The sequence below is a fragment of the Shinella sp. SUS2 genome (genome assembly GCF_001262505.1).
Classification (GTDB): Bacteria; Pseudomonadota; Alphaproteobacteria; order Rhizobiales; family Rhizobiaceae; genus Shinella.
In genome coordinates, this window is sequence record NZ_KQ410727.1 from 22420 (window position 1) to 35914 (window position 13495).

Annotated in this window: 13 protein-coding genes; 12 read left to right on the plus strand and 1 reads right to left on the minus strand. The window is 64.5% G+C overall.

Annotated features, from left to right (window positions below):
* Window positions 1-110: 110 nt before the first annotated feature.
* Entirely contained in the window at window positions 111-1184 is a 1074-nt protein-coding gene (locus tag AKG11_RS08755) for a GntR family transcriptional regulator (protein ID WP_050743617.1), read from the minus strand.
* A gap of 270 nt (window positions 1185-1454) precedes the next feature.
* On the opposite strand from AKG11_RS08755, the gene AKG11_RS08760 reads away from it, so the two are divergent.
* From AKG11_RS08760 to AKG11_RS08815, 12 genes are all read left to right on the plus strand, one after another.
* Entirely contained in the window at window positions 1455-2270 is an 816-nt protein-coding gene (locus AKG11_RS08760) for an ABC transporter ATP-binding protein (RefSeq protein WP_023512831.1), read from the plus strand.
* Window positions 2267-3058, plus strand: a complete 792-nt coding sequence (locus AKG11_RS08765; protein ID WP_023512832.1) for an ABC transporter permease — start codon at window positions 2267-2269, stop codon at window positions 3056-3058. Before AKG11_RS08760 ends, AKG11_RS08765 begins: the two co-directional genes overlap by 4 nt.
* Window positions 3055-3834 (plus strand): ABC transporter permease, encoded by a 780-nt coding sequence (locus AKG11_RS08770; protein ID WP_050743618.1) that lies wholly within the window; start codon window positions 3055-3057, stop codon window positions 3832-3834. Before AKG11_RS08765 ends, AKG11_RS08770 begins: the two co-directional genes overlap by 4 nt.
* Before the next feature lie 37 nt (window positions 3835-3871).
* Complete coding sequence (locus AKG11_RS08775; protein WP_050743619.1) at window positions 3872-4915, plus strand: ABC transporter substrate-binding protein; 1044 nt, start codon at window positions 3872-3874, stop codon at window positions 4913-4915.
* A gap of 66 nt (window positions 4916-4981) precedes the next feature.
* Window positions 4982-6049: a Gfo/Idh/MocA family protein gene (locus AKG11_RS08780; protein ID WP_156334075.1), complete on the plus strand. Its 1068-nt coding sequence runs from the start codon at window positions 4982-4984 to the stop codon at window positions 6047-6049.
* Entirely contained in the window at window positions 6040-7065 is a 1026-nt protein-coding gene (locus tag AKG11_RS08785; RefSeq protein WP_050743621.1) for a Gfo/Idh/MocA family protein, read from the plus strand. Before AKG11_RS08780 ends, AKG11_RS08785 begins: the two co-directional genes overlap by 10 nt.
* 10 nt (window positions 7066-7075) lie before the next feature.
* A complete protein-coding gene (locus tag AKG11_RS08790) occupies window positions 7076-8041 on the plus strand; it encodes a glucokinase (protein WP_050743622.1) in 966 nt (321 codons plus the stop codon).
* Window positions 8042-8264: 223 nt separating this feature from the next.
* Entirely contained in the window at window positions 8265-9914 is a 1650-nt protein-coding gene (locus AKG11_RS08795) for an ABC transporter substrate-binding protein (RefSeq protein ID WP_024271297.1), read from the plus strand.
* A 39-nt stretch (window positions 9915-9953) separates the two neighbouring features.
* On the plus strand, window positions 9954-11000 hold the full coding sequence (locus AKG11_RS08800; protein WP_050743623.1) for an ABC transporter permease: 1047 nt from the start codon (window positions 9954-9956) through the stop codon (window positions 10998-11000).
* Window positions 10997-11914, plus strand: a complete 918-nt coding sequence (gene nikC / locus AKG11_RS08805; protein ID WP_023517214.1) for a nickel transporter permease — start codon at window positions 10997-10999, stop codon at window positions 11912-11914. The genes AKG11_RS08800 and nikC overlap by 4 nt, the downstream gene beginning before the upstream one ends.
* Complete coding sequence (locus AKG11_RS08810) at window positions 11911-12744, plus strand: ABC transporter ATP-binding protein (RefSeq protein ID WP_050743624.1); 834 nt, start codon at window positions 11911-11913, stop codon at window positions 12742-12744. Before nikC ends, AKG11_RS08810 begins: the two co-directional genes overlap by 4 nt.
* A complete protein-coding gene (locus tag AKG11_RS08815; RefSeq protein WP_050743625.1) occupies window positions 12741-13490 on the plus strand; it encodes an ABC transporter ATP-binding protein in 750 nt (249 codons plus the stop codon). The genes AKG11_RS08810 and AKG11_RS08815 overlap by 4 nt, the downstream gene beginning before the upstream one ends.
* Window positions 13491-13495: the final 5 nt, after the last annotated feature.

Consider the following 13495-nt stretch of genomic DNA (forward strand, 5'->3'; position numbering starts at 1 on the left):
AGGCAAATTCGGCTGATACAATATGTATTGTACCGTAGCAGATGCATTTCTTGATGCAAGCGTGTTTTTGGGCTGATGATGCGTGTCGTCGTCCGGCTGGCGTGTGTCTGTCAGCGGGACGGTGCGCCGGTGCTTTCGCGGAACTCGGCAACGCAGTCGAGATAGACGATCTGGGGCGCCTCGCGCGGCGCTTCGATACGCTTGTGGATGACCTCGATCAGGCTCCTTGCGGCCGCCAGATACGAACTGCCGGCCATGCTCATGAAGCCGAAATGTTCGGTCGGAACGTCGTGGTGGCCGAGTACGACGAGGCTGAGGTCCCGCGGGCAGGAGATGCCCATTTCGGTGAGGCATTGCCGGATGCCGAGCGAGTCGGAAATGCCGAGCGTTGCCATTGCCGTGAAAGGAAGCCGGCCGTGCCGGTCGACAAGTGCGCCGAGCGCTGTTTTCAAGGCGTCGCCGACCCGCTGCGTGGGGTGCAGCACGCCGCCGAGCGCGATGCTTTCGGTGTGCTCCCAGCCCGTCTTGTGGTGGCGGGCAATACGGTCGAAGGCGCGCCGCACGGAGAGGATCGGCTGCGCCATTGAATCCAGCGAAACCAGGGCGATGGAGCGGTGTCCCAGCTCCGAAAGATGCTCGAGCGCCAGGTCCAGCGCCTCCTCCCAGTCGGTGCCGACCCGGTCGATATCGACGCCTGCGACGGAGTTGCCGTCGACGACGAGGGCGCGCGTCTTGCCCTGGAGCAGATTGAGCAGCCGGATCGGGATGTTCTCGTAGTGGGACTGGAGGATCGCGGCGTCGAAATCCGGAACCGATGTCAGGATGTCCAGCAGATGGCCCGTATTGTGATAGGAGATCTGCACCACCTTGCTGCCGGTGCGCGACAGGTGCCCGACGATGTGGTTCTGCACCAGCACGCAGCGCTCGTTGAGGCTGGCATTCGACAGGATCAGAAGGCTGTCGAGGTGTCTGGCGGGGCCGGCGCCATCCGGCGTGGCCGCGTCGCCGTCCTTGACAACATAGGTTCCGCGGCCGACCTGCGAGGTGAGAAGCCCTTCTTCGCGCAGACGCGTCAGCGCCTCCTGCACGGTCGCCTGGCTGACCTGATGGCTGCGCATCAGCTCGCGCACCGTCGGCAGCCGCGCGCCGTCGTCGAGTCGGGCAATCTGGTCCCTGAGGGACACAAGGACCGCATGTGAAGAGGCTGCGCGCAAGGGTCTGCCCCGTTCGTCGATTCGTGTGTGTTTCTTGTTGCTTCTAACCGGATACATTTTGAATCCCGCCCCGGCAATCCCGCCGTTCCCGCGGATGGTCGAGGGAGGCGGGCCTCCTGTTCGTGTTTGATTGTATTATAGCGGATACAAATTGCACTTTACAATTTGATTTTCACGTATACGCTTGGCTTCCGGATCGGCAAAGACCGTCCGTCGCAGCGATCGGAAGGGGAGTCCGTCGTGTCGCAAAGCCAAGTCATCGAACGACGCAGCCCGGTCGGCCGGGCGGAAGGCCAGAATCCTGCCGGAACGGACTTCATCCGCATCGACAGTGCGCGCAAGGTGTTCACGCAGCGCAGCGGCGGCGCCGTTCCGGTGCTCGACAGCATCGATCTTTCCATCGCAGAGAACGAATTCGTTTCGTTCATCGGCCGCAGCGGCTGCGGCAAGACGACCCTCCTCAACATGATCGCCGGACTTGAGGATGTTTCGGCCGGCCGGATCACCATTGCCGGCAAGGTCGTCACTGGACCGGGACAGGGGCAGGGCGTCGTCTTCCAGCAGCATGCGCTGTTTCCCTGGTTGACGGCGGTGGACAATGTCGCCTTCGGTTTCCGTAAATCCGGTCTTGCCAAGGCCGAGCGCCGGCGGCGCGCCCTGGAACTCCTGGCGCTCGTCGGCCTTGAAGCGGCGGCGGGGCGCTATCCGCGGGAAATGTCGGGCGGCATGCAGCAGCGCGTCTCCATTGCCCGCGCGCTGGCGCTCGATCCGCAGATCCTCCTGATGGACGAGCCCTTCGGTGCGCTCGACGAGCTGACGCGCATCGAACTGCAGCAGGAGCTGCTGCGTATCTGGGAGGCGCGGCGCAAGACGATCGTCTTCGTCACCCATTCGATCAGCGAGGCGTTGATGCTGTCGGACCGGATCGTGCTTCTGGCGCCCAATCCGGGACGTATCAAGCGCATCTTCCCGGTCGACCTGCCGCGTCCGCGCCTGCGCACCGATCCGACCTTCAATGCGCTCTATCAGGCCATCTGGAACGAGCTTTCGACATGACGCGCAAACTCGTCCGGACACTTCCGCCGCTTGCCGCCTTTGCGGCGCTCCTCCTCCTCTGGGAGGCCGGCGTGCGCTACGGTGTCCTCAAGCCCTACCAGTTCCCGCCCGTCAGCCGTATCGCGCAGGGTTTCGTCGAGTTGTCGACGACGGGCTTTCCGACCGGCGTCTCGATCTGGTCGCATGCACTGACCACCATCCTGCGTGTGCTGCAGGGCTACGGCGCGGCGCTGGTCCTTGCGATCCCGCTCGGTCTCGTCGTCGGCGCCCTGCCTGTCGTGGACAAGCTGACGGCACCGCTGATCGTCTTCTGCCGCTCGGTCGCGACGCTCAGCCTCCTGCCGCTGGTCATCGTCTGGTTCGGCGCGGGCGAGCTGACCAAGGTTTTCCTCATCGGCTACGGCTGCTTCTGGGTCATGCTGTCCAACGTGATTGCCGGCGTACGCTATGTCGATCCGATGCTTGTCCGCGCGGCGCGAATTTTCGGGCTGAGGGGGCTGGAGCTCTATCGCAGCGTCGTGCTGCCCGCCGCCCTGCCGCGCGTCTTCGCCGGCGCGCGCATGGCGCTCGGCGTCGGCTTCATGGTCATCGTCGGGGCCGAGATGATCGGCACCATCGAGGGGCTCGGTGCGCTGATCATGGAGGCCCGTACCTTCTACCGCAGCGAGATCACCATCATCGGCATGCTGGTCATCGGCCTCATCGGCTTTGTCATCTCCGCCGGCCTGATGGCGCTGGAGCGCGCCATGCTGCCCTGGGCGGCTGAGCTCGAACGGGTGCGCCGATGAAGTCGTTTTCCTGCCTTTCCGCAGCAAGCGACCTGACCCTCGGCGTCATCGGCGCGGTCCTTGCCGTCGCCGCCTGGGAAATCAGCGCCCGCACCGGGCTGATCGATCCGGCGATCTTCCCGAGCCCGTCGCTCGCGATCCGCGCCGCGGCCGAGCGCCTGACGGCCGAAACTGTCGCCGACAACCTGTTCTGGAGCCTGCTGCGCGTCTTTTCCGGCTTCGTGCTCGGTGCGCTGGCGGGTGCGACAGTCGGCATCGCGGCGGGATGGTATCGTGGCTTCGGCGCCATCGCGCGGCCGCTGATCGAGCTGCTGCGCCCGATCCCGCCGCTCGCCTGGATCCCGCTTGCGATCATCTGGTTCGGTCTCGGCGAGCCATCGAAGTTCTTCATCATCTTCCTCGGCGCCTTCTTCCCGGTCGTCACGGCCGCTTATCAGGGTATGCGCAGCATCGATCCTATGCTGCTGAAGGCGGCGCAGACCTTCGGTCTCAGCGGCGTGCCGCTTCTCCTGCGTGTCGCCGTACCGGCCGCCGCGCCCGATCTGGCAACGGGCGTGCGTATCGGCTGGGGGCTGAGCTTCGGGGTGGTGGTCGCCGCCGAGCTGATCGCCGCCGACCGGGGGCTTGGCTACATGATCATCAACGAGCGCAACACCGGTGGTTCCGTTGGCGTCATCGTCGTCGGCATCCTGCTCATCGGCGCGCTCAACCTTGTCACCGACGCGGCGATCGGCGCCGCGATCAAACGCTGGATCGGGCGCTGGCATGGCGCCTGAACGCAGGCCTCATTCACACAACAAGAGGGAGAACCACATGCGCATCGTCTTGAAATCCCTGATATCCGCCGCCATGGCCGGCCTGCTCCTTGCAGCCGGCCCGTCCGCCGCCACGGAGGTTGAAACCGACACGCTGTCCATCAGCATCGGTCCGGACCTGCCGTTCCTCGTCCATATCGTTGCCAAGGAGAAAGGCTGGTTTGACGAGGCCGGCTTCAAGACCGTCGAGTTCAAGACCTTCGCGTCCGGCAATCTCGCCGGTGAGGCGCTGCTCGCCGACGAGATCCAGCTCTGGACGCCCGGCAACCTGCCGCCGGTCTCGATGGCGCACAATGGCGTACCCGTCGTGATCCTCGGCACGAATGCCGTCAGCCACGGGTTGGAAAAGATCGTGGTCCGCAAGGATGCCGGCGTCGAGAATCCGGAGGACCTCGCAAAGGTGAAGTTCGGCCTGCTGGTCTCCTCCACCTCGGGCGCCCTGCTTGCCAATGTCGCCAAGCACTACGGCCTCGATGCCGCAAAGCTCCAGACGGTGAACCTTGCGCCGCCGGAGGCCATGGCCGCCATGGCCAACAACGAGATCCAGGGCATCATCTTCTGGGAGCCCTTCCCCTATCGTGCGGTGCAGGAGCAGGGCGCCAAGATCGTGCATACGGGCACGAAGAGCTTCTTTGCCAAGAACAGCGGCGAGGATGTCGCCGTCTCCAACAACCGAACCGTCTGGGTCGCCTCGCAGGATTGGGTGCGCGCCCATCCCGTCGCGACGGAGGCGCTGGTGAAGGTTCTCACCAAGGCACAAGCCTATGTCGCCAACCCCGCCAACAAGGACGAGGTCCTGAAGATCTTCTCCGACTTCCAGAAGCAGCCGGTCGAGATGAACACCACGCTTCTCGGCGACTACACCTTCAAGCCGGATATCGATACGTCCTATGTCGAGGACATGGCGGCAATTGCCGACTACCTCAAGGCGACGAACCGTATTCCAGGCGAGGCGAAGGATGTGCTCACGTACACCTACACCGCCCCACTGAAGGCGGCGAACGCCGCAGCTGTGTCGGTTGAGGGCCAATGGGCGCCCTGACCTCCTGAAGAAACCGGGCGCCTGCCATGGCGGGCGTTCCCTTGTCACCCAAGCGGATTGATCATCATGTCCCGTTCGGCTGCCGATCGGATCGCCGTCGCTGTCATCGGCGCGGGTTTCATCGCCGACTACCACATCAACGGTCTTCGTGCCGCCGGCGGGGCCGATATCGCCGTTCTTGCCGGAAGGCGAGCGGAGGCAACAGAGGCGAAGGCTGCGGCGCTCGGCATCGGCCGGGCCGAGACCGATTATCGCCGCGTGCTGGACGACGGCGCAATCGACGCCGTCGTCATCGCGACGCCCGACGACACGCATGAGCGTATCGCGATCGATGCGCTGGGGGCTGGCAAGCGGGTGCTCCTGCAGAAGCCGATGGCGCTCTCCAGCGCACAATGCCGTGCCATCCTCGCCGCAGATGAGCGGGCGGGGCGGCACCTTACCGTCAGTTTCATGCATCGTTATTTTCCCGAGGTGCGCTGGCTGCGCAGCCAGATCGAGGCCGGCACGCTTGGCGCCATCCACTCCGTGCGCCTTCGCAACGCCACGCCGGGAGCGGACTGGAACGACTGGTTCTTCAAGCCCGGCAACGTTTCGGGCGGCGTCGTCATGCAGCTCGGGGTGCATGGCATCGACCTCATGCAACATCTCCTCGGCCCGATCGAGTCTGTTGCCGCCGATATGATGACGGCGCAGCCCGAGCGCCGGCTGGCCGACGGGAGAACGGTGCGGACGGAGCTCGAAGACAATGTACTCGCCACCTACAGGGTGGCCGGCGGCACACGGGTGAGCCATGAGATGAGCTACACCGAACTTGCCGGATGTGACCGTTTCCGCCTGGAACTCTATGCCGAGCATGGCACGGTCTGGCTGCGCACCGAGCGTGGCGGAGCAGCCATCAACGCGCCATCCGTTACCGGCATGGCGGGCTGGTCGGGGCCCGACCTGCCGGATGAGCCGCTTGGTGCGGCCCATCATCGCCACTGGTTGTCGACTGTGCGTGGCGAGGCGCCGGCCGACGACACGGCCGCCGCCGGGCTGCGCTCGATCGAGGTGGCGGAAACACTTTATGCAGCAGCGCAGGCCGGCACGCGAATGCCGGTCGGCGGGGAAGGGGAGAAGGCCGGATGCGCCTGAAGATCGCGATACTCGGCGTCGAGCACTACCACGCCAACTTCTGGACCCGTGCCTTTCTGGAGCGGCCCGAGGTGAAGGTCGTCGGCGTCTGGGATGCGTCCGAAACGGCGGCTGCGGACTTTGCCGCCCGTCATGGCCTTGAGGTTGCACACGATCTTGTGACCCTCATCCGCAAGAGCCACGCGGTCGCCATCTGCTCGGCGACGGATGCGCATTTGCCACTGGTGGAGGCCGCCGCCGCGGCCGGCCGGCCGGTGCTTTGCGAAAAGCCGCTCGGCATCGATCAGGCGCAGTGCGATGCCATCGCCGACGTGGTGGCGCGCACGGGCATCCGCTTCATGCAGAGTTTCCCGAAGCGTTTCGATCCCGCCAACCATGAGATCGCGCGCCTCCTGAAAGAGAAGACGCTTGGCCGGATAACGCTGTGCCGTGTGCGACACGGCCACAGTCACGGCCTGACGGAGACCTTCCGCTCTGCCTGGTTCGTCGATCCGGCGCGCTCGGGCGGCGGCACGCTGCTCGACGAAGGCGTGCACGCCGCTGATTTCCTGCGCTGGATGTTCGGCGAGCCGGAAACCGCCTATGCCACCCTCTCCTCCACGCTCGGCCTGCTGGTGGAGGATACGGCAGTCGCCACCTTCCGCTATGCGGATGGCATGATTGCCGAGGTGACGACGAGCTGGTGTTTTGCCGGCGCCGATACATCGATCGAGATCTACGGCACGGAAGGATCGATCCTGCTTTCCGGCGTGGACATTGCCTCGCGTCCGACACGCGAGACCGATTTTTTGCGTGTTTTCCGGCGCGGCGAGGAGGGGGGATGGTCGGCCTCGCCGATCGTGCCTTCGTTCAAGACGGGCGTGTTTCACGAGCATGTCGCCTGGGCTTTCGTCGATGCCCTGAAGCACGGTGGTCCGATGCCCGTCACCCTGGAAGACGGCCGCAGGGCCTTCGCGATGATCGATGCGGCCTATCGGGCCGCTGCCGCCGGCACGGCCCAGCCGATTGCACGATAGGCGGATCCCCATGCTTGCACTTGCCTGCGATATCGGTGGAACCAATACCCGCCTTGGCCTCGTTCGTGACGGCGTCCTGCTCTCCGAGAGCACGAGCAGTTATGCCAATGATGATTTCGAGGACTTTTATGCTGTGGCGGCGGCGTTCCTGCGCGAGCGCGGGGAAAGCCGCGTCGACCGTGTCTGCATCGCACTTGCGGCCGTGGCGACGGCCGAAGGGGCCACGCTGACGAACCGGGACTGGACCATCAGACGAGATCGCGTGGCGTTGACCTCCGGTGCTGACCGGGTCGATTTCATCAACGATTTCGAGGCGCTCGGCTACGCGATGGGTCAGGTGGAAAGGCTGGAGACGCAATGCCTGACGCCGGGCAGGGCATCCGGGCAGCCGGGGCCACGGCTGGTGCTCGGTGCCGGTACGGGCTTCAACGCTTCGGCCTGGTGCCCCTCCCGTTTTGGTGGAGCGCCCCATGTCGTGGCGGCGGAATGCGGGCACATGACGCTGCCGCTCGCCGGCGAAGTGGAGTTTTCGCTGCAGGCCGCGCTTTCGGTGGGGCGCGGGCGGGCGTCGGTGGAGCGTGCCCTGTCGGGCCGCGGCCTCTTCGAGATCTATCAATGGCAATGCGCCCAAGCCAGGCGCGGGCCCCTTGCAACGACTGCGGTTGAGGTGTCGCGGCTTGCGGTCGCGAAGGCGGATAGGGACTGTGAAGAGGCAGGTCATATGTTCATGCGCCTGCTCGGGCGTGTCTGCGGCGATCTTGCGCTCGCCTATCTGCCCTTTTCGGGCGTCTATCTCTCGGGCGGCGTCTCCCGCGCCTTTGCCGGGCCTCTCGCGCAAGATCAGACGTTCCTCGAAGCCTTCCTGGCGAAGGGCCGTCAGGCGGATTTCATGGAAAGCTTCCCCGTTCACCTGCTTCTTGACGACCGCACGGCACTTCAGGGTTGCGCGGAATGGTTGCGTCTTTCGGCCGTGTGATGCAAGCGGTGCCGCACTGCTTTCGTTAGTAAAGGCTTTCATATTGCTTGGCAATCGTCATTCCTGTCGTTCCCGCAGGAGTGGCGCCGGGTGATTTCCCCTGTATCGTCCTGAAGGGGGATTGTCTTTGCCGTCGATATCGTGATTGAATTTTAAAAATGGCATCGGGTGCACGCGCGTGCATGGGGCGCCAAGGGAAAATCGTGTGAAACGGGGAACTGGAATGATCAGGGAAAACATCACCGTACGCGTTCGTCCGCTGCTTGCCGGCGTAGCCTTTTCGTTGTTGCTAGCGTCCGGCGGCGTGGCGCCGGCCTTTGCCGAGACGCCGGCCGATACGCTGGTGCAGGCTTGGGCGATCGATGACACGATCACGCTCGACCCGGCCGAATCCTTCGAGCTGAGCCCTGCCGAATTCCTCGGCAACGGCTATGACATGCTGGTGCGCCTTGATGTTGCGGATACGACCAAGGTCAAGGGTGGCATCGCCGAGAGCTGGGAGGTCTCCGAGGACGGCCTGACCTATACGTTCAAGCTGAAGCCCGGCATCAAATTCGCGTCCGGCAACCCGGTCACCGCCGAGGATGTCGCCTGGTCGTTCGAGCGTGTCGTCAAGCTCGACAAGAGCCCGGCCTTCATCCTCACCCAGTTCGGCCTGACCGGCGACAATGTCGCCGAAAAAGCCAAGGCAGTGGACGCGGGCACATTCGTCTTCACCGTCGACAAGGCCTATGCGCCGAGCTTCGTGCTCAACTGCCTCACCGCGACGGTGGGCGCGGTGCTCGACAAGAAGCTTGTCATGGAGCATGCCGAAGCCAAGACGCCGAGCGACGAATACAAGTACGATACCGATTTCGGCTATGCATGGTTGAAGACCAACTATGCCGGCTCCGGCCCGTTCAAGATTCGCGACTGGCGCGCCAACGAAATCCTCGTGATGGAGCGCAACGACAACTATTACGGTGACAAGCCGGCGCTCACCCGCGTCATTTACCGCCACGTCAAGGAAAGCGCGACCCAGCGCCTGATGCTCGAGGCCGGCGATATTGACGTCGCGCGTAATCTCGAGCCGGGCGATTTCGAGGCCGTTTCCAAGAATGCCGATCTTGCTACCACCAGCGCGGCAAAGGGCACGGTCTACTATATCAGCCTCAACCAGAAGAACGAGAACCTCTCCAAGCCGGAAGTGCGCGAGGCGCTCAAATATCTCGTCGATTATGATGCGATCGGTGCCACGCTGATCAAGGGTATCGGCGAGATTCGCCAGACCTATCAGGCCAAGGGCGTGCTCGGTGCGCTCGATGCGAGCCCTTACAAGTTCGACGTTGCCAAGGCGAAGGAGCTTCTGGAAAAGGCGGGCCTGAAGGACGGCTTCTCCGTCACCTTCGACGTGCGCAACACGCAGCCCGTGACCGGCATTGCCGAATCCTTCCAGCAGACCGCCGGCCAGGCCGGCGTGAAGGTCGAGATCATCCCTGGAGATGGTAAGCAGACGCTGACCAAGTACCGCGCCCGCAACCACGATATGTATATCGGCCAGTGGGGCATGGATTACTGGGATCCGAACTCGAACGCGGAAGCCTTCACGTCGAACCCCGACAATGGCGACGAGGCCTCGGTCAAGACGCTGGCCTGGCGTAACGCATGGGATATCCCTGAGCTGACCGCAGAGGCGAAAGCTGCGCTTCTGGAGCGCGACAACGACAAGCGCGCCGAGATGTACAAGAAGCTGCAGCAGCAGGCGCTGGATACGAGCCCCTTCGTCATGATCTTCCAGCAGACCGAAGTGGCCGGTGTGCGCGGCGCGGTGAAGAACTACAAGCTCGGCCCGACCATGGACACGAACTTCCTCGCCACCGTGTCCAAGGAATGACCCGGAAGGATCGGTTCCTTGAGCACTGCTGAAAGACAAATGCCGGCAAGGCGCGCCAACCGGCGCGCCTTTGCGACCCTCAAGTCGATCGCCGGCTTCGTCGTGGTCGTCGCCACCACCTATCTCGGCCTTCTCGCCGTCACCTTCTTCATCGGCCGTGTCGTGCCGATCGATCCGGTGCTGGCGATCGTCGGTGACCGGGCGCCCGCCCATGTCGTTGAACGCGTGCGGCAGGAAATGGGCTTTAACCTGCCCTACTACCAGCAGTTCTTCCTCTATGTGAAAGGCGTGCTGCAGGGCGACTTCGGCACCTCGGTGCTTACCACCAATCCGGTGATGACCGATATCCGCCGCGTCTTCCCGGCGACCATGGAGCTTGCCACCGTCGGTACGCTCATTGGGGCGTCCTTCGGCATTCCGCTCGGGGTGCTTGCGGCCGTCCGGCGCGGCAGCCTTGCCGACCAGATCGTGCGCATCGTGGGTCTCGTTGGCTACTCGGTGCCGATCTTCTGGCTCGGCCTCCTTGCCCTCCTGGTGTTCTATGCCCGCCTCGGCTGGGCATCCGGTCCCGGCCGCATCGATGTGGTGTTCGAATATACCTTCACGCCGATCACCGGCTTTTTCCTGCTCGACGCGATCCTCAACCGTGATTGGGCGGCTTTCCGCGACATCGTCTCGCATATCGTGCTGCCGGGCTCGCTGCTCGGCTATTTCTCGCTTGCCTATATCAGCCGCATGACGCGGTCCTTCATGCTGAATGAACTCGGCCAGGAATACATCGTCGCGGCGCGCGCCAAGGGCCTGTCGGAAACCCGCATCATCTGGGGCCATGCGCTGCGCAATGCGGCCGTGCCGCTCGTTACGGTGATCGCGCTCTCCTATGCCGGCCTGCTGGAGGGCTCGGTGCTGACGGAGACCGTCTTCGCCTGGCCGGGCCTTGGCCTCTACATCACAAATTCGCTGCAGAATGCCGACATGAACGCGGTTCTCGGCGGTACCATCGTCATCGGTTCCGTCTTCATCGCCATCAACCTGTTATCCGACGTGCTCTACCGCATGCTCGATCCGCGGACGAGGACACGATGAACGAGACTGCCATGACCCGCCGTGAATGGCTTTTGACCGACCGGCCGCAATCGCGCCTGCAGGCCCGGCTCGGCCGCGCCTATGTCACCTGGCGGCGGTTTGCCGCCAACCGGCTTGCCGTTATCGGCTTGCTGATCATCCTTGCACTGATCGTGCTTGCGGTTTTCGCGCCGCTGCTTGCGCCGCATTCGCCCTATGTCGGGGATCTTGCCAAGTCCCGCCTGCTGTCGCCGGACGCCACCCATTGGCTCGGCACGGACGACCAGGGCCGCGATATCCTTTCGCGCCTCATCTACGGCTCGCGCCTGACGCTTCAGGTCGTGCTGCTGGTCGCCATCATCGCCGCGCCGCTCGGCCTTCTGGTCGGCACCGTCGCCGGTTATGCCGGCGGCTGGGTGGATGCCGTGCTGATGCGCATCACCGACATCTTCCTTGCCTTCCCGAAGCTCGTGCTGGCGCTCGCCTTCGTCGCGGCGCTCGGGCCCGGCATCGGCAATGCCATCATCGCCATTGCCATCACCTCCTGGCCGCCCTATGCGCGCATTGCCCGCGCCGAGACGCTGACGGTGCGAAACTCCGACTATATCTCGGCCGTGCGGCTGATGGGCGCCTCGCCCTGGCGCATCGTGCTGCGTCACATCATGCCGCTCTGCATCTCCTCGCTTATCGTGCGCGTGACGCTCGACATGGCGGGCATCATCCTGACGGCGGCGGGCCTCGGCTTCCTCGGTCTCGGCGCGCAGCCGCCGCTGCCGGAATGGGGCGCGATGATCGCCTCTGGCCGCCGCTTCATCCTCGACCAGTGGTGGGTGGCCGCCATGCCGGGTTTTGCCATCCTCGTCGTCAGCCTCGGCTTCAACCTCTTGGGCGATGGCCTGCGCGATGCGCTGGATCCGCGCGGGAGCAGCCAATGAGCGCGCTTCTCGACGTCAAGGAGCTGCGTGTCACGTTCCCCACCCGCACCGGCGTAGTCGAGGCGGTGCGTGGCGTGTCCTTCACGCTCGGCCGAGAACGGCTCGGCATTGTCGGCGAAAGCGGCTCGGGCAAGTCGCAGACCGGCCGCGCCATCATGGGGCTGACGCCGGAGCACGGCCGGATCTCGGCGGAAAAGCTGGATTTCAACGGCATCGATCTCACCGCGGCCTCGAAGGCGGAGCGGCGCGCCCTGCGCGGCAAACGCATCGCCATGATCCTGCAGGATCCGAAATATTCGCTCAATCCGGTCATGAGCATCGGCCGCCAGATCATCGAGACGCTGCGCACACACGAGCCGGTCGGCAAGGCGGAAGCGCGCAGGCGAGCGCTCGACATGCTGGCCGCCGTGCAGATTCGCGACCCCGAACGTGTCTTCGACCTTTATCCGCACGAGGTCTCCGGCGGTATGGGCCAGCGTGCGATGATCGCCATGATGCTGGTGGCGGGACCGGAGCTTTTGATCGCCGACGAACCGACCTCGGCGCTCGACGTGACCGTCCAGCTCGAAGTACTCGGCATCCTCCACCGGCTGGTCGCCGATCGCGGTATGGGGCTGATCTTCATCTCGCACGATCTCAGGCTGGTGTCGTCCTTCTGCGACCGGGTCATCGTCATGTATGCCGGGCGCATCGTCGAGGAGTTGCCGGCCTCCCGGCTTTCCGAGGCCGAGCACCCCTATACGCGGGGCCTGCTCAACTGCATGCCGAAGATCGGTGTCGACCGGCATCCCTTGCCGGTTCTCGACCGCAAGCCGGAGTGGGCGCTATGACCGCGGCTCTTGCCATCGACGGCCTCAGCGTCGTCTTCGACGATTTCGTCGCCCTTGAGAATGTCAGCCTCGCGGTGGCGCCGGGCGAATCTTTCGGGCTGGTCGGCGAATCCGGCTCCGGCAAGTCGACGCTGCTGCGGGCGGTCGCCGGGCTCGCGCCGGTTTCCGGTGGCACGATCACCGTCGACGGCAAGGTGCTTGGCGACAAACGCGACAAGGCCTTTTATCGACAGGTGCAGATGGTGTTTCAGGATCCCTATGGATCGCTGCACCCGCGCCAGACGGTCGACCGGCTGTTGCTGGAACCGCTCGCCATCCACGGCTTCGACAATTCTGAAAGCCGCATCGTGCGGGCGCTGGACGAGGTGGGGCTCGGCGCGAGCTTCCGCTTCCGCTATTCGCACCAGCTTTCCGGCGGCCAGCGCCAGCGCGTGGCGATCGCCCGGGCCCTGATCCTCGAACCGTCCATCCTGCTGCTCGACGAGCCGACCTCCGCACTCGATGCCTCGGTGCAGGCCGAGGTGCTGAACCTGCTCGAACAGGTGCGCGCGGCGCGCAAGCTCACTTTCGTCATGGTCAGCCACGACCTTGCCGTCGTCACCCATATGTGCGACCGGCTGATGGTCATGCAGCACGGGCAGGCGGTGGAACAACTCGCCTCCACGGACCTTGCGGCGCACCGGGTGACGAAGGACTATACGCGCAGCCTGCTCACGGCCAGCGAAGGCTTCCGCCGCAACGGCTGACCGGG